The 16,006-nt window shown below is 63.8% G+C and carries 16 protein-coding genes; 11 read left to right on the plus strand and 5 right to left on the minus strand.

Annotated features, from left to right (window positions below):
• The first annotated feature begins 4 nt into the window (after positions 1-4).
• On the plus strand, positions 5-805 hold the full coding sequence (locus GCN78_RS12440; RefSeq protein ID WP_152251992.1) for a TatD family hydrolase: 801 nt from the start codon (positions 5-7) through the stop codon (positions 803-805).
• Between the two features lie 4 nt (positions 806-809).
• Positions 810-2,048: a PQQ-dependent sugar dehydrogenase gene (locus GCN78_RS12445; RefSeq protein ID WP_152251993.1), complete on the plus strand. Its 1,239-nt coding sequence runs from the start codon at positions 810-812 to the stop codon at positions 2,046-2,048.
• 99 nt (positions 2,049-2,147) lie between these two features.
• Here GCN78_RS12445 and GCN78_RS12450 read toward each other — a convergent pair whose 3' ends face one another.
• Positions 2,148-2,873, minus strand: a complete 726-nt coding sequence (locus tag GCN78_RS12450; RefSeq protein ID WP_152251994.1) for a hypothetical protein — start codon at positions 2,871-2,873, stop codon at positions 2,148-2,150.
• Positions 2,874-3,188: 315 nt separating this feature from the next.
• On the opposite strand from GCN78_RS12450, the gene GCN78_RS12455 reads away from it, so the two are divergent.
• Together GCN78_RS12455 and GCN78_RS12460 are read left to right on the plus strand one after the other, a co-directional pair.
• Positions 3,189-3,578, plus strand: a complete 390-nt coding sequence (locus tag GCN78_RS12455) for a Rap1a/Tai family immunity protein (protein WP_152251995.1) — start codon at positions 3,189-3,191, stop codon at positions 3,576-3,578.
• A 1-nt stretch (position 3,579) separates the two neighbouring features.
• Complete coding sequence (locus GCN78_RS12460) at positions 3,580-4,053, plus strand: T6SS effector amidase Tae4 family protein (RefSeq protein WP_226939600.1); 474 nt, start codon at positions 3,580-3,582, stop codon at positions 4,051-4,053.
• 3 nt (positions 4,054-4,056) lie between these two features.
• Here GCN78_RS12460 and GCN78_RS12465 read toward each other — a convergent pair whose 3' ends face one another.
• Together GCN78_RS12465 and GCN78_RS12470 are read right to left on the minus strand one after the other, a co-directional pair.
• Complete coding sequence (locus tag GCN78_RS12465; RefSeq protein ID WP_152251996.1) at positions 4,057-6,042, minus strand: helicase-related protein; 1,986 nt, start codon at positions 6,040-6,042, stop codon at positions 4,057-4,059.
• 84 nt (positions 6,043-6,126) lie between these two features.
• Positions 6,127-6,960: a class I SAM-dependent methyltransferase gene (locus tag GCN78_RS12470; RefSeq protein WP_152251997.1), complete on the minus strand. Its 834-nt coding sequence runs from the start codon at positions 6,958-6,960 to the stop codon at positions 6,127-6,129.
• Positions 6,961-7,154: 194 nt separating this feature from the next.
• Here GCN78_RS12470 and GCN78_RS12475 point away from each other — a divergent pair, with 194 nt between their 5' ends.
• From GCN78_RS12475 to GCN78_RS29305, 3 genes are read left to right on the plus strand one after another with little or no spacing between them, the layout of a single operon-like run.
• Complete coding sequence (locus tag GCN78_RS12475; protein WP_152251998.1) at positions 7,155-9,578, plus strand: DNA internalization-related competence protein ComEC/Rec2; 2,424 nt, start codon at positions 7,155-7,157, stop codon at positions 9,576-9,578.
• A 39-nt stretch (positions 9,579-9,617) separates the two neighbouring features.
• Positions 9,618-10,340 (plus strand): hypothetical protein, encoded by a 723-nt coding sequence (locus GCN78_RS12480; protein ID WP_152251999.1) that lies wholly within the window; start codon positions 9,618-9,620, stop codon positions 10,338-10,340.
• On the plus strand, positions 10,337-10,486 hold the full coding sequence (locus tag GCN78_RS29305) for a hypothetical protein (protein WP_193316713.1): 150 nt from the start codon (positions 10,337-10,339) through the stop codon (positions 10,484-10,486). Before GCN78_RS12480 ends, GCN78_RS29305 begins: the two co-directional genes overlap by 4 nt.
• Positions 10,487-10,489: 3 nt before the next feature.
• On the opposite strand, the gene GCN78_RS12485 is transcribed toward GCN78_RS29305, so the two are convergent.
• On the minus strand, positions 10,490-11,413 hold the full coding sequence (locus tag GCN78_RS12485) for a LysR family transcriptional regulator (RefSeq protein WP_152252000.1): 924 nt from the start codon (positions 11,411-11,413) through the stop codon (positions 10,490-10,492).
• A gap of 151 nt (positions 11,414-11,564) precedes the next feature.
• Between GCN78_RS12485 and GCN78_RS12490 the strand changes: the two genes are divergently transcribed.
• From GCN78_RS12490 to dcd, 4 genes are all read left to right on the plus strand, one after another.
• Positions 11,565-12,326, plus strand: coding sequence for a sulfite exporter TauE/SafE family protein (locus GCN78_RS12490; RefSeq protein WP_152252001.1), 762 nt, complete (start codon positions 11,565-11,567; stop codon positions 12,324-12,326).
• A 21-nt stretch (positions 12,327-12,347) separates the two neighbouring features.
• The gene (locus tag GCN78_RS12495; protein WP_152252002.1) at positions 12,348-13,043 is read left to right on the plus strand and encodes an HAD family hydrolase; all 696 of its coding nucleotides are present in this window, start codon (positions 12,348-12,350) and stop codon (positions 13,041-13,043) included.
• 58 nt (positions 13,044-13,101) lie between these two features.
• Complete coding sequence (locus tag GCN78_RS12500) at positions 13,102-13,902, plus strand: alpha/beta fold hydrolase (protein ID WP_152252003.1); 801 nt, start codon at positions 13,102-13,104, stop codon at positions 13,900-13,902.
• 133 nt (positions 13,903-14,035) lie between these two features.
• Positions 14,036-14,605, plus strand: coding sequence for a dCTP deaminase (gene dcd, locus GCN78_RS12505; protein WP_034755486.1), 570 nt, complete (start codon positions 14,036-14,038; stop codon positions 14,603-14,605).
• Positions 14,606-14,642: 37 nt separating this feature from the next.
• Here the strand turns inward: dcd and GCN78_RS12510 are convergent, their stop codons facing one another.
• Positions 14,643-15,869 (minus strand): PrpF domain-containing protein, encoded by a 1,227-nt coding sequence (locus GCN78_RS12510; RefSeq protein ID WP_152252004.1) that lies wholly within the window; start codon positions 15,867-15,869, stop codon positions 14,643-14,645.
• Between the last annotated feature and the right edge of the window lie 137 nt (positions 15,870-16,006).

Consider the following 16,006-nt stretch of genomic DNA (forward strand, 5'->3'; position numbering starts at 1 on the left):
AGCCATGCCGTGGATCGACACGCACTGCCACCTCGACGCGCACGAATTCGGCGGCGAATCGCTGCAGGTGGCGGCGCGCTCCAGCGCTCAAGGCGTGGCGATGATCGTCATTCCCGCCGTCGAACGGGCCAATTTCGCGATCGTGCGCGACCTGGCGGCAGCGGCGCCCAACGCCTGCTACGCGCTGGGCATCCATCCGATCTACGTGCCGCACGCCACCGAGGATGATTTGATCGCCCTGCGCGAGGCCGTGCAGGCCGCCATCGCCGATCCGAATTTCGTCGCCATCGGCGAGATCGGCCTCGATTTCTTCATCCCCATGCTGTGCGAACCGGCCATGCGCGCCAAGCAGGAGCATTTTTTGCGCGAGCAGCTGAAAATCGCCCGCGACTTCGATCTGCCCGTGCTGACCCACGTGCGCCGTTCGCAGGACATCGTCCTCAAGCACGCGCGCCAGATCCGCCCGAACGGCGGCATCGCGCATGCGTTCAATGGCAGCTTCCAGCAGGCGCAGGGCTATATCGACCTCGGTTTCAAGCTCGGTTTCGGCGGCGCCATGACGTTTACCCGCGCGCTGCAGATACGCCGCATGGCCACGGACCTGCCTTTGGATGCCATCGTGCTGGAGACGGACGCGCCCGATATTTCCCCGGCCTGGATACACCCTGGCCGCAACAGCCCCGAAGAATTGCCGCGCATCGGCGCCGTGCTGGCCGAGCTGCGCGGCCTTGATATCGCCCAAGTGGCGTTTGCCACCAGCGCCAATGCGCGCGCCGTGATGCCCCGATTACCCCTGATGGAATGAGACCATGAACAAGAAAATGCTCGCGGGCGCCCTGGCAGCCTGCCTTACCGGCACGTTTGCGCCAGCCTTCGCGGCGGCCGGTGCCCAGTGCGACGGCATGCCGCGCCTCGACGTCACCACGCCGCCCGGCTTTTGCGTGGCCGTGCTGGCCGACGGACTGAAATTCCCCCGTGGCGTGCTGCCGCTGACGAATGGCGATATCCTCGTCACGGACATGGCGGGTTGGGCGCCGAAGCAGGGTAAATTGTGGCTGTTGCAGCCCAAGGCGGCCGGCGCCGGCTACGAGCGCAAGCTCCTGCTCGACAAGCTCGATCGCCCGAACGGCATCGTGCAGGGACCGGACGGCATGGTCTACGTGGGCGAAGTGGGGCGCATCTTCCGCTTCGACTTGCGCGACCCATCGCGCGCGCTCACCGATATCATCGGCGGCAAGGCCAAGACGCCGCGCCTGCCGGGCTTGGGCTTGCACCTGCTGACGAACATGCGCTTCAGTCCCAAGGGCGACCTGTACGTGAACGTGGGCTCGAGCACCGACCATTGCGAAAACGATGGCAAGGCGCCCGATCCGGCAAAGGCTTGTCCTTCGGCCGAAGGCCCGGAAGCCTTGGGCGCCATCCGTGAATACACGATGGCGTGGCCGGCCGGCACGGTGACGAGCTGGCGCACGCATGCGCGCGGCTTGCGCAATTCGATGGCGCTGGCCTTCCATCCTGCCACGGGCGAGCTGTGGCAGGCGGAAAACGCGCGCGACGCCATCCAGGCCGCCATGCCGCAACTGAAAAGCGACGAAAACCTGCCGCATGAAGAACTCAATTTGATCAAGGCAGACCGGCACTATGGCTGGCCCTACTGCTACGACGACAATGTGGCCAGTCCCGAATATCCGAAGACGGCTTGCGACGCCCAATACGCGGCGCCGCAGCGCCTGCTGCCCGGCCACGCCGCGCCGCTGGGCATGACCTTTTACACGGCCAGCCGCTTCCCGGCACTGTACAAGAACAGCCTGATCATCGGCTACCACGGCTACCGCGCCAACGGCCACCGCCTGGTGGCGCTGCTGCCCGACAAGGCCGGCGCGCCGCTGGGCAAGTCCGTCGACTTGATCAGCAACTGGGAGCGCAAGGGCAAGCAGGGCAGGGGCGCGCCCGTCGACGTCAAGCAGGGCCAGGATGGCGATATCTACATGGCCGACGACCACAATGGCCTGGTGCTGAAGCTGCATTACGCGGGCGCCAAGCCGTAAGGGGGCTGCGGTGCCTGGCGCCGCAGGATCGCCGGTGCTGTTTACGCGTGCGTTAAAATTCTGCCCTGCGGCCCGGATGTGAATGCATGGGGTGGCACGTCATTTCGAGGCGCCGATACCCGGCGCCCTGGGCCGCTCTTCCATGACGGATTGAAGATAAAGCATCGTCACCTCCTTGCGTTTTTTCAGACGCGATTCCATTTTTCGCAGCGCCGGCGCTTGCGACAGGCGCTCTGTTTTTCTTCTTGTTAAGTCCAGAATCACCCTGAGAAAAAATCGCTTGATGATGTGCAATCGGTGCAGTTTTTCGGCTTCGATATCATTGCGCACGATACTCTTTGCCGCATCGATAGCCTTATCCAGGTTGGCGAGTGCCTGGACACACTTGGCCAGCACCCCGAGGATTTCCTGGTCGTCCGCCCGCAATGCGAGCTGCAGCATATTCTGGAAGTGGTCAAACAGCGCGATGACTGCCGTTCTGAGCTTGCGCAGCGCGTCATTTCTTGCTTTTATCTCGATTTCATAGCCGGTTTTCCAGGCATCCAGTTCGGCCTTCTGTTGTTGTAGTTGTTGAGCGTGCAAATGGTTTAGTTTGTTCTGCGCTTCGAGCAGTATCTGCTTTTTCTTTTCAAAATCATGTCGTTCATCCTGCAGTTTCTTTGCATGCGCCAGTTCAGCATTCTGTAGTTGCAATGAAAATTGTTGCCGCTGCTTTTCAAATTGTTTTTCCTTTTTCCAAACAAGAAACAAGGTTATCAGGCTGCCAATTAGCGCAATGATCGCGGCAGCGACGGCGGAAAAGTTCTTGATGTCCTCAGCGGTCATAGTGGTCATCCTGGTAATAAATGAGGCCGGTAAGCTGCGCAGCAAGGTGTGCTCAGGGCAATGCAGTGGCGCCGGCGGCGTCTCTCGCATCGGGCGTATGGTCAGGATAGGCCGTCGTTGACGGCGGCGGTAGAGTACAGCCAGCGCATGTTTGTTCCAGGTCAGTCATCGTCGTCATCGGGGCTGCCGCCTCCAGGCACGCCCATCAATTGCGGCTGGCCGGCTTTCCTCATGTCTGTGCTTGACCTCGCTCAGTGCGGGCCTGCCGCATGCTCCTACAATCGGCCAGACGTTCCCCACTGATCCGGGTTGGCCATGCATTCACCCTTGCTCGTCGTTGCGCTGTGCCTGTGCCTGCCGAGCGCGCGTGCGCAGGGCAGCATTTACGCGCCGGCGCCACGCCTGAGCGCCGACCAGCTGATCGCGGCTTATCAGGAGGGGCCGCCGGCGGGGAAGGCGCCAGATCCCGCTTTCCTTCTCGGTCAGCGTTATGCGAAAGGCTATCTGGCCGGCGTGGCCGATGCGGCGCAGGGCCGACGGTGGTGCGACACGGGCCGTTTGAAAACGGTGGAAATCGACGCGCAAGTCATCGTTGAACTGAAAAAGCTGCCGGCCCGTGCCCGCCAGGGCGACGCATCGGCCCTGGTCGTCGCCATCCTGGCGCGGCGTTTTCCCTGTCCCACTCCATCACCCACGGGAGGCTGACGTGAAACCTGCATTCATCAAGCTGCGAGAGAATTATTCGAGCGTGGCCGCCGTCGACCAGGCCACCCTGTTCGGCGAAATCGGCTGGGAAGACTTGATCGGCAAGGACAGCTTTGCCAATACCTGCGCCATCCGCGTCAGCCTGGCCCTGATCAAGGCCGGCGTCCAGGTCAAAGGCCGCATGGCCATCCTCAAGGGGCCATTCAAGGGCGCGCTGATCGAGCCGGGACAGGCCAAGCTGGCGCACATGCTGGCCAGCCCCTCGATGTTTGGCGCGCCCGAAAAATTCAGCCGGGATGCGGCCATCGCCGGCATCGGCCAGCGCAAGGGCCTCGTCGCCTTCTTCCGCATTCCCGGCTACCTGGGCGGCGCGGGCGGGCATATCGACATCCTGCTGCCATCGGCCGGCGTGCAGGTGTGCGGCAGCGAGTGCTACTGGACCTGCGCCGAAGTGTGGTTCTGGGAATTGCGCTGACACCTATTTGAACTTCTTCGAGCGTCCGCGCGAGGCCGCATTGTGCGCGCGCAGGATGGAGTCGACGCGCTCGGACGCATCGCGCGACAGGTTTTGCGCCACGGCGATATCGGGGAAGAAGTCGGGCAAGCGGTAGCTGAGCCAGGCATACGCGGAATAGTAGCGGCAGGTGTCCTCCACCTGCTGCAAATTCTGCGTGCCGCCGCCGTAGGCGTGCTGGCGCAGAGTGCTCGTTTTTCCCTGCGACAGATTCTTCGACCAGTGCTCCCACGCCGTTTGCAAGGATGGCACCTTGCTGGAAATCGGCACCAGCGACAGGGTGAACTTGTCGGCCACGGACAGGGGCAGGGTGTCGAGCCAGACGGCGCGTTCCTTCTGGTCTTCCGTGATGCGGGGGAAGAAGAAGCCGTCCGGCACGTCGATGTTGTGGATGAAGCGGCGCAGCAGTTTTGACAGCGACAGCTCGCCCGTCACCGACGAAATGCGGTGCAGGTGTTCCAGCGACGGTGCCACGGCAAAGCCGCTGGTGTTCAGCGGATGCAGTTTTTCCTTCAGCAGCGCGCGCATCACTTCATGCGTCTCGTTGTCGTAGCCGGCCACGAGGCCTTCTTCATGCACGCCGTAGCGGCCCGCGCGCCCGGCGATCTGGCGCGCCAGCGCGGCCGAAATCTCTTCCTCTTCGCGGCCATTGTATTTGACGCAGGTGGTCATGACGATGCGCGCGATCGGCATGTTCAGGCCCATCGCCAGCGCATCCGTGCCGACGACGATGTCGGCCGTGCCGTCGCGGAAGCGCTGCGCCTGCGCGCGCCGCACCTCGGGCGACAGGTTGCCGTAGACGGTGGCCACGGACAGGCCCGTTTCCGTGATCATGTCGCGCCACATCAGCACTTCGCGGCGCGAAAACGCGATGACGGCGTCGCCGCGGCGCAGGTTGCGCACCTTGCGCACGGCCGTCGGCTCCATCGACAGGGGCGCCATGCGTTTGAGTACGTGTACATCCAGCGGGCAGTCCAGGCGTTCGGCCAGCGCCTCGATGGCGCGCCGCGCTTCGGGCGCGCCCACCAGGTAGACGGTGTGGGCGGGGGCGCCGCAGACGGCCGCCGTCCACGCGGCGCCCCGGTCCGGGTCGGCCAGCATCTGGATTTCATCGATGACGGCCACGTCGACGACGGTTTTCGTGTCCAGCATTTCCACCGTGCTGGCCACGTGCGTGGCGCCATCGACGACCCGGCGCTCCTCGCCCGTGATCAGGCTCACGGCCAGCGGCTTGCCATGCGGCGCGGTTTCCTGCAGGCGTTCGTAGTTTTCCAGGGCCAGCAAGCGCAAGGGCGCCAGGTAGATGCCGCTTTTCGCCTTGACCAGCGCTTCCATGGCGCGGTGCGTCTTGCCGGAATTGGTGGGACCCAGCAGGGCGATGAAGCGGCGCGGCAGGCGGCGCGCCATCTCGAACGAGGCGGGATATTCGGCCAGGTTGATGCTCTGGCGCGTGCGCGCCGCATGCTGTTCTTCCTGCTGGCGCTCGATGGCGTGATTGAAGCGCTGGCGGATGCGGTCGAACACCATGCCGGCCGGCTCCGACGTCTGCATGTCGGCCAGCGTATGCAGGAAGACCATCGGGTCCGTGTCCACGTCTTCGCTCAGGCCCGCGATATCGGCGACGAAATCGATCACGTGCTGGCGCAGTTCCTCGAAGATGGCCGCGCTGGCCCGTTCGCGCACCAGGGCCAGCTTGGTCTCGCGGTCCATCTTGCGCCACTTGGCCGGCCGCGCCAGCACGCCCTGCGCGGGCACCAGCGCATACGGCACCACCAGGTGGCCCGCCTTGACCACGCCGGAAAAGCGCACGAAGACGCGGCCTTCCATCTTGACCAGGCGGATATGCTCGGCCAGTTCCCCCAGTTCCGCGACCAGGGTGGCGTCGTTATTGTCTTCGGTGCTGTCGGAAATGTCGGTGGAAGTGTCGGGAGGAAGTGCGGAGGAAGTCATGTCGTGCCTGGGTGTTGAAGTAAGCGAGGCCGATTATACCGTCGATGGGGGCGGGCGGTGGCGGCAGCCATGGCACTGGCAGGTTCAGGCGGCCCGTGCGCGCACCAGGCGCAGGCCCCAGCCGGTGGCGACCTTGCCGTCTTCGCGCAGCAAGCCGTTTATCGCATTGAGGAAGGCGGTTTGCAGGCGCCGCCTGGCCTCATCGTCCAGGCGGTCGATATCGTAGGTGTCCAGCAGGGCGGCCCATAGTTCGCCCGGCGTGGGCGTCCAGGGCACGTCGATGTCCTCAAACGTGACGTCTGCGAAACCGGCGTCGAGCAGCTCGCGCCAGCCCGCTTCCGATCCCGCGCGACGGTCGCCGAAGCGCAGCGGCGGCAGCGCGTCGCTGGCGATCGGTTTGAACACGCGCAGGAAAACGTCGTTCACTTCGCCCAGCAGGAAAGTGCGGCCGACGATGGCCCCGAACTGGCCTCCGGGACGCAGCACGCGGCGCATTTCGCGCACGACTTGTTCGATGTCGTCCATCAGCATCAGCGCCATGTGCGAGACGAGATAATCGACGCTGGCCGATGGCAGGTCCAGCGCCTGGCCGCGTCCCGGCAGCAGCCGCACGGAGGTGGGCAGGGCGGCGCGCGCGGCGGCCAGTTCCGCCTCGCTCATGTCGACGCCGAGCAATTGCAGGTCAGGTTGCCGCCTGGCCGCCAGCAAACCCAGCAGATGACCGTCGCCGCAGGCCAGGTCGAGCACGCTCAATGGCGTGTCCAGGGTTGGTATCAGACTGGTCAGCACTTCATAGGAAGAGGCCCAGCTGCCGGTAGGGGAACTGGCCTGCAGATGGGCAAACGCGGCGCTCGTCACGCCGACTTGCCGTTGATGAAAATCCTGCAAATAGGTTTCGGCCGCTGTCAGTGTCGTCATGCAAGGTCCGCAAAGTCGTGGCGCCAGGGCGCCGGATGGCCATCTTAGCATGCGGAAAGTTTCGCCTGCGGTGGCGCCGGATGGCGCGCATGCGCGTTCTTATCCGCGCACCATTGCGCCAGATCAGGTGGCAACGAGTCGAAAACGATCACAGTAACTGAGTCCCTTTCGCAGCGAGCGGATTTGGCTTTCTCATGCGCACCCTGATACTCGGCTTTGCCGCTGGCGCCGCCTGGTTGCAGACGCAGGCCAGCGTGCCGCCGCATGCTGGCGTGCTGCTGTGGTTGATCGCTGGCTCAGGGTTCACGGTTAGTCTGGCGCTGCGCCGCCACGCGCGCTGGTGCTGCGTTGTTGCGCTTGCCGCTGGTGTGGGATTGGGTTTTTATTGGGCCGCCTGGCTGGCCCAGGCCGCCATGGCGCCGCAGCTGGCGCTGGCCGATGAAGGGCAGGATATTGTTGTCACGGGCACCATCGCCAGCCTGCCGTACCGTTTCGAGCAGGGCGTACGTTTCAATTTTGCCGTGGAGAAGGCGGTTGGGGCGAAGGTGCCGCCCTTGATCGCGCTGTCCTGGTACGCGGGTTTTCGCGATGAGGTGACGAACGAGGTGGGCGACGTGCAGCCGGGCGAGCGCTGGCGCCTCACGGTGCGGCTGCAGCGTCCGCACGGTAATGCGAATCCCATGGGGTTTGATTACGAGGCGTGGCTGCTGGAGCAGGGCGTGCGTGCCACGGGCTATGTGCGGCCGCAGCCGCGCGCCGATACACCGAACGTCCGCCTGGCCGCCTTCGTGCCCGGCTTCGGCAATGTGGTGGAGGCGAGCCGCGCGGCGCTGCGCGCGCGCATCCTGCGCAGTCTGGACGGAAAACAGTATGCGGGCGTGATCGTGGCGCTGGTGGTGGGCGACCAGCGCGCCATTCCCCAGTCGGACTGGCAAGTGTTCAATCGCACGGGCGTGAGCCACTTGATTTCCATTTCTGGCCTGCACATCACCATGATCGCGGGCCTGTTCGCGCTGGCCGCGGGCGCGCTGTGGCGGCGCTCGTTTTTTACCGATTGGCAACTGCCCTTGCGGTTGCCTGCGCAAAAAGTGGCGGCGCTGGCCGGCGCGCTGGCGGCATTTGTGTATGTGCTGCTGGCCGGCTTCGGCGTGCCCGCGCAGCGCACCTTGTATATGTTGCTGGTGGTGGCGCTGGCCTTGTGGCTGGGACGCATCACCAGCATCGTGCATATCCTGTGCCTGGTGCTGGGCGTGGTGGTGCTGCTCGACCCGTGGGCCGTGCTGTGGCCCGGCTTCTGGCTATCGTTCGGCGCCGTCGCCACCATGCTGTACGCGACGGCGGGCCGCACCACGGCACCCATGCCGCGGCAGGCGGGACGCTGGCGCCGCCTGCGCGCGGCCGTGGCGCTGGGCGCCCACACGCAGTATGTGGTGACGGTGGGGCTGGTACCGTTGACGATGTTGCTGTTCTCGCAAGTGTCGCTGGTGTCTCCCGTCGCCAATGCGCTGGCCATCCCCGTCATCAGCCTGGTCGTCACGCCCCTGTCGCTGGCGGGCAGCCTGCTGCCGGCGCCGCTGTCCGACGGATTGCTGTTGCTGGCGCACGCCATCGTGCAGATGCTGGCGCAGGTGCTGGACTGGTTGGGTGCGCGCCGCTTTGCCGTCTGGACGGCGCCCGCGCCGCCCATGTGGAGTTTTTGCTGGGCATTGTTCGGCACGGCCTGGCTGCTGGCGCCGCGCGGCTGGCCGCACCGCTGGGCCGGCATGCTGGGCTGGCTGCCGCTGCTGACGGCCTTGCCATCGAGCCCGCCGCCGGGCCAGATGTGGGTCACGGCCTTTGACGTGGGACAAGGCATGGCCGTGCTGGTGGAAACCCACGGTCACCGCCTGCTGTACGACACGGGTCCCGCCTACAGCCTCGATGCCGATGGCGCCAGCCGGGTCATCGTGCCCTATTTGCGCGCGCGCGGCATCGCCAAACTCGACGGCGTGATCATTTCCCACAGCGACCTCGATCACGCGGGCGGCGCCGTATCCCTGCTGGAAAATGTGGACGTGGGCTGGCTGGCCTCGTCGCTGTTCGATGGCCACCCGGCCGTCGAGGCCCGGCGCGAGTCGCACCGGCCCTATCTGCACTGCATGGCGGGCCAGCGCTGGACGTGGGAAGGCGTGCACTTCGCCATGCTGCACCCGCTGCCCGCCAGCCATACGGACATTGCCCTGAAACCGAACGCCCGCAGCTGCACCGTGAAGATCACGGCTGGCAAGCATGCCATCTTGCTGGCCGGCGACATCGAAGCGGCGCAGGAAGCGCAATTGCTGGCGCGCTCTGGCGACGGCGAACTGGCGGCCGACGTCTTGCTGTCGCCGCACCACGGCAGCGGCACGTCATCGACGCCGGCGTTCCTGGCGGCCGTGCATCCGGCCCTGGCGATTTTCCAGGTGGGACACAGGAACCGCTATAAACATCCGAAGGCGCAGGTATATGCGCGCTATGGCGAGATGGGCATTGCGCGCCTGCGCACGGATGAGGAGGGGGCGGTGGTACTGGCGTTTGGGGACAATATCGAGGTGACGCGGTACCGGACCAGCCGGCCGCGGTACTGGCATGGCCGATAAAGTAATACACCTCATCGGATACGGGACAGGAGGCCGATCATGTGCGATGAATGCAATCGCTTCGAGCGTTTGCTGACGAAAGTCGACGACCTTTACCGGCGCTTGCGTTCGATTCAGTCGAATCAATGGTTATGTCATGTGGAGATGATTTCACCAGCGTTGGCGCAGGCGATACAGCATACGGGTATTGGCATTGCGAGTGGCTTGTTTACTGGCTTGCTCTTGTTTGGATTGCAATTCACGAGCGATCAGCTTGTCAGCGACATGGCCAAGTCGTTACAAGGGGAATTTATTGCGCATTACATGGCTATTCCCTCGCCGCTGTTCAGTCTTGTCCTGTTCCTGGTGTCATGCACGATGTTGTTGACTGCAGAATGGGGGCATTTTTTAAGGCAGAAAGTACTAGTGCCTGTCATACATGGCATCTCGCATGCAGTGTCAATGACTACCGGGATGTTATTGTCGCTCGTCCTTTCGGAAGTGCTGACACAGAGTTTTCTGCCGAATCTCAGGCAATGGTTAGGCAGCCTCCTTATTATTTTGATCGTGTGGCTACGGCGCGGTGGGGCTATGGCGAAAGAAGCGTTGCGCTGGCGAAGACTGTCCTGTTTCGCAAAAAAGTATGAAGTCCTGCACTTTATTTTTCCGCTGGTGGGCATTTTTCTAATATTGTGTTTGTGGGGAGATGTCAGGCGGAGTGCCTTACAGGTGGCGGATGCTGCCAGGGCCAATAAGACGGCGAGTTGTGCAGTGGTGCATTGACGTTCAGCGCGGCGACCGCGACCGCGCAGGCGCCTGTGGGGCCGGCCTTGCTGGCGCTGCTGTACGCTGCCATGCGCGAGGTGGCCGTCTTTGTCTTCGACGGCGCGCAGTTCGCCGTGTACAGCGATGCCATCGTGGCGCAATAGACCCTAACTTTCTCTTTCATCCGGTATCTCCATCCCCCTTTTCTTTACATATTCCAAGAACAGCCGCGCCCCCTTAGCCATCCTCGACGTGCTATACACGGCGTGGATGCTGGGGTCCAGCTCCTTCGATGACGTCAGCCGGTACGCCGTGCAGACCCTGCGCAGGGTGCCGTTGGCCACGGCCGGTTCCGCCAGCCAGCTGGCCAGGCGCACGATGCCGGCGCCTTCCAGGGCCGCCTGGAAGGTGGCGATGCCGGAGGTGAAGCGGAAGCGCGGCTGCACCTGGTAGCGCACGTTGCGCGTGGCGGAGACAAAATGCCAGTCGCGCAGGATGCGGGGCGCCGAGTGCATGATGATGTCGTGGCCGGCCAGCTCCTCCGGCTCGTCGGGCGCGCCCATGCGATCGATATAGTCGGGCGAGGCGTACATGTAGCGGCGGTAATTCCACAGGGGGTAGCCGATCAGCTCGCTGGACTGGGGAAAGGCGCCACGGATGGCGAAATCCAGCTTTTCCTGGATGGGGTCGATGGATTTATCCGAGAAATGGATGTCCACCGACACGTTCGGGTAGTCGCGCGAAAACTGGGCCACCACCTTCGGCAGGAAGCCCAGCGACAGGATTTCCGGCGCCGAGAGGCGCACCCAGCCTTGCGGCGAGTTGCTCAATTCCGCCAATTGGTCTTCCGCTTCGGCCTGCGTTTCCAGCAAGTGCTTGGCCGACGCGTAATACGTTTCGCCGGCCGTCGTCAGGGTGAACTGCTTTTGCGTACGCAGGATCAGCTCGGCGCCGATGGCGTCTTCGAGGAACTGGATGGCGCGCGTGACGGCCGATGGCGACCTGCCCAGCATGCGCGCCGCGTGGATGAAGCTGCGCTTCTCGACCACGGTGCAAAAGGCGCGGATCTCCCACATCAGTTTCATCGACATTGCGCGGCTCCCGGCAAAAGAGGCCAGTAGACCGCACGGGGCGCATTCCGTCAAGCGTTACGCCTGATTGCGTTTTCCGCAATTTGAAGTTGCATCCGGAAAAATCCACGGCGCCTATACTGCCGCTGTCGCCCATTCCTCATTGCCTATCATGCTGACCATCTCGCTGCTGTGTTTATTTGCCTTCTTTGCCGGCCTGATCGATGCCGCCGTGGGCGGGGGCGGGCTGATACAGCTGCCGGCCCTGTTCAACCTGATGCCGAACATGGCGTCGACTTCCTTGCTGGGCACGAATAAGCTGGCGTCCGCCTGCGGCACCACGTTTGCCGCCCGCTCGTTTGTCGGCAAGGTGCATATCCCCTGGCTGCTGGTGCTGCCGGCCGTGGCCAGCGCCTTCGTCATGTCCTTCATCGGCGCGGCCGCCGTATCGTATGTACCGCAGCAGGTAGTGCGCCCGATGGTGCTGGTATTGATCATCATCATGGCCATCTACACCTTCATCAAGAAGGATTTCGGCACGACGCGCGAGGCGCGCCCCATCGGTGGACGCGAACGCATCCTTGCCATCGTCATCGGCGGCGCCATCGGCTTTTATGACGGCCTGTTCGGGCCGGGCACGGGCAGTTTCCTGATTTTCCTGTTCATCCGCGTCTTCGGCTTCGATTTCATCCTTGCATCGGCCTGCTCGAAACTGGTGAATATCGCCACCAACGTGGCCGCGCTGGCCTTCTTCATTCCCGCCGGCCACGTGGTGTATGCGGTAGCCGCACCGATGGCCGTGTGCAATATCCTGGGCGCCCTGACGGGTACCTGGATCGCCGTGCGCCGCGGCGCCGCCTTCGTGCGCATCCTGTTCCTCGTGCTGCTGGTGCTGCTGATCGTCAAGTTGTCCTACGACATCTTCTTCAAGTAAGTTTTCTAACGACAACAAGCCATGAAAACCATCCAGGGCGTGCTGTGGGACAACGATGGCGTGCTGGTCGACACCGAACAGCTGTTTTATGAAAGCAACCGCGACTTGCTCTTGCCCTACGGCATAGACCTGACGCCCAAGCAATTCTTTGACTGGTTCCTGGACAATAACTACGGCGCCTGGCATGTGCTGCTGGGACAGGGCCACGCCATCGAACTGGTCGAGCGCCTGCGGGTCGAACGCACCCGGCTGTTCAGCGAACGCCTGCGCCAGGCGCGTCGGCTGGCCATGCCCGGCATCGAGCCCGTGCTGGCCGCGCTGCGCCCGCATGTGGCGATGGGCGTGGTGACGAGCGCCTACGAGCAGCATTTCCGGATCAGCCATGCGGCCACGGGTTTGTTGCGCCACTTCGACTTCGTGCTGACGCGTGAAATGTATGGCGAGAGCAAGCCGGCGCCCGACGGCTATCAGCTGGGCTTGCAGCGCCTGGGCCTGGCCGCCGCCGACTGCGTGGCCGTGGAAGATTCGCCGCGCGGCTTGCGCGCCGCCAATGCGGCCGGACTGGAATGCATCATCGTGCGCAACCACATGAATCGCGATTATGCGTTCGACGATGCTTTTTGCGTGGTGGATTCCAACGCCGAGCTGGGCGAAGTGCTGGCGGCGTTCGTGCCCGGCATGGCGCCGGCGCGCCCGCAATTAGAGGCCTTCCTCTGATCCGTCTTGCCGGCATGCCATTACAATTGTCCATCGCATTCACCGGCCCCGTCCCACGATGACCCTCCCGCAACTGCACTTTGCCCACGCCAACAGTTATCCTGCCGGCACCTACCGCAAGCTGTTCGGCTTGCTGGGCCAGCATTACACCGTGCAGGCGCTCGACATGCATGCGCACGACCCCGCGTACCCCGTCAGCACGGGCTGGCCCGAGCTGGTGCGCGAGTACATCGATGACCTGGAGCGCCGCTACAGTGCGCCCGTGATCCTCGTCGGCCATTCGCTCGGCGGCATGCTCAGCGTGATGGTGGCCAAGCAGCGGCCCGACCTGGTGCGCTGCGTGGTCTTGCTCGATTCGCCCGTGGTGGCGGGCTGGCGCGCCTTGCTGGTGCGCCTGGCGCGCAACACGGCGCTGGGCGAGCGGTTTTCCCCGTCGCGTTTTTCCGCCCGGCGGCGCAAGCTGTGGCCAAGTGCGCAAGCCGCCTATGAACACTTCGCGGCCAAGGACATGTTCGCCATCTGGGCGCCGCAAGTATTGCGCGATTACATAGACAGCGGCCTGATGCCGCATCCGGACGGGGTGCAGCTGCGTTTTACGCGCGAAGTGGAAACGCAGGTCTATCGCAGCTTGCCGCACCACATCGGGGGCCTCGTCAAGGATGGCTTTCCCGTGCCCATCGGGTTTATTGGCGGCACGGAATCGGTGGAGTGCCGCCAGGCGGGGTTGAAGGCCACACGCAAGCTGGTCGGCAAGTTTTTCCGCCAGGTGCCGGGCGGCCATCTGTTTCCCATGGAAAACCCGGAACTGACGGCGCAAGTGGTGCGCGAGATGATCACTGCCTTGCTGGCGAAACAATAGCCTGACGCCAAGGATTTTCAGGGGAAGGGGGCCAACTGGGGCGGATTTTCGCGTAAAATCCTGCCATCCGGGCCGCGCCTGCAGCAGGCGTGCGGCTCCAGCCATTCCGATATTCTAGAAAGATACCCCTGCGATGACGATTAAAAGCGATAAATGGATACGCCGCATGGCGGAAACAACGGGCATGATCGAGCCGTTCGAACCGGGCCAGGTCAAGGAACGCGACGGCAACCGCATCGTTTCCTACGGCACGTCCAGCTATGGCTATGACATCCGTTGCGCCGACGAGTTCAAGTTGTTTACCAACATCAACACCACCATCGTCGATCCGAAGGATTTTGACGCCAATAACTTCGTCGACGTGTCGGGCAAGGGCTATTGCATCATTCCGCCGAATTCGTTCGCGCTGGCCCGTACCGTCGAGTATTTCCGCATTCCCCGCAATGTATTGACGATTTGCCTGGGCAAGAGCACGTATGCGCGCTGCGGCATCATCGTCAACGTCACCCCGTTCGAACCGGAGTGGGAAGGCTATGTGACGCTGGAGTTTTCGAACACGACACCGTTGCCGGCGAAAATCTACGCCAACGAAGGCGTGGCGCAAGTGCTGTTCTTCGAATCCGATGAAGTGTGCGAAACCTCGTACAAGGACCGCGGCGGCAAGTACCAGGGCCAGGTCGGCGTGACATTGCCGAAGACCTGATGGATTGCCGGGGCGGGGTGCCGCCCCTGGCCTTGTTTTAAATCTGTTTCAGCAGCCAGGCTTTCAGCGCGGCGGAAGCCTGGTAGAGCGGCACATGGCCGCGCAGCAGGATTTGCGCGCTGCGCCGGTACGCCGCGCCGTGGATGGCGATGTGTCCGGCCGGATCTTGACGCGCCACGATGGTGGTGTCCAGGATGCCGGCCGGGTTTTCGATGCCGACCTCGATATCCCTGTCTGCCGGCCCGACGGGCGGCAAGCCATGCGCCAGGCCATGCGCCACCGTTCCTTGTATCAAGCACGCCGCCGCCAGGCAGCAGCCGCCCGAGACGGCCAGCGAGGCGTGGCCCGCCTGCGGCGTAAAGTAGCGTACCGCAATATGTCCCTCGCGCGCCGCCGCGCCCACGATGCAGAACTTGGGGATGGTTTCGCTGCGTTCCAGTTCTTCCAGTGTCATCGATGCGCCATCGCGCCGCCGCAAGCCCATCAACAGTCCCGCCGCGCTCCACACCTGGCGGATGGCCTGCATGAAAGCCGTGTCCGCCTCCAGTTCGCGTACCGGTTCCTGCGCCGTCTTGCCGAACTGGCTCGCCAGCGCGATGACCATGGGCACGGCCACGTCCACGCACGAGACGTCATAGCCATGCACCTGGTCTTGTACATTTCCTGTTGGTAGTAATTTGCCTGTCTTGGCGCCTGCGGGCCGCTGCAGGAACAGGTCGACGCGGGGGAAGCTGCCGGCCACGCCGGGAATGCTGCTCGCCGTAAAGCTGCCATCGAGTTCGCGCGCCATGCGCGAGGTGGTGATGACGCCCGTGTTGGTGTTGCGGATATCGATATCGTGCGCGCCGATCGCCAGGGCCTCGATCACGCCGCTGTCCAGGCCCCACAGTTGCAAGGCCGACGACATATTGCCGCAGTTCACGCTCCAGTCGATATGCGCATGCTCGCCCGCCAGCTGCGCCAGGGTGCTGACCAGGCGCGGCCGGCCCGCATGCCGTTCCACCTCGGCGAGGAAGACTTTGTTGCTGGTGGGCGCGCCGCGTCCCAGGCCCGTGATCTGCCGGTTGCCTGGCAACGGGCCGGACTGGGGCGTGCCCATCAGGTGGCGCAGCAATTCCTCGCGCAGTGCCAGGTCCGGTGGCACGCAGGCCGCATGCAGAACCAGGCCCGTCGACGTGCCGCCACGCATGTGGTGGACGGGAAATTCGATCACGCCGCAGCGCTGGCGGAGCACGAGGTCGGGCAGGGCGGGCAACAAGGGCATGGCGATCCGATCAAGGTGTGTCTCGGGACATGCCAGTGTGCCAGCTTTTTGTGCCGAGGAGCAAGGGTGGGTGCCGGCGGCCGTCTTTACCTGCCTTTACACCCGCCGCACTACACCCGCGCCCCTGCCTGCCGTTA

The organism is Janthinobacterium rivuli (assembly GCF_009208735.1).
In the GTDB taxonomy this organism is placed as follows: domain Bacteria; phylum Pseudomonadota; class Gammaproteobacteria; order Burkholderiales; family Burkholderiaceae_D; genus Janthinobacterium.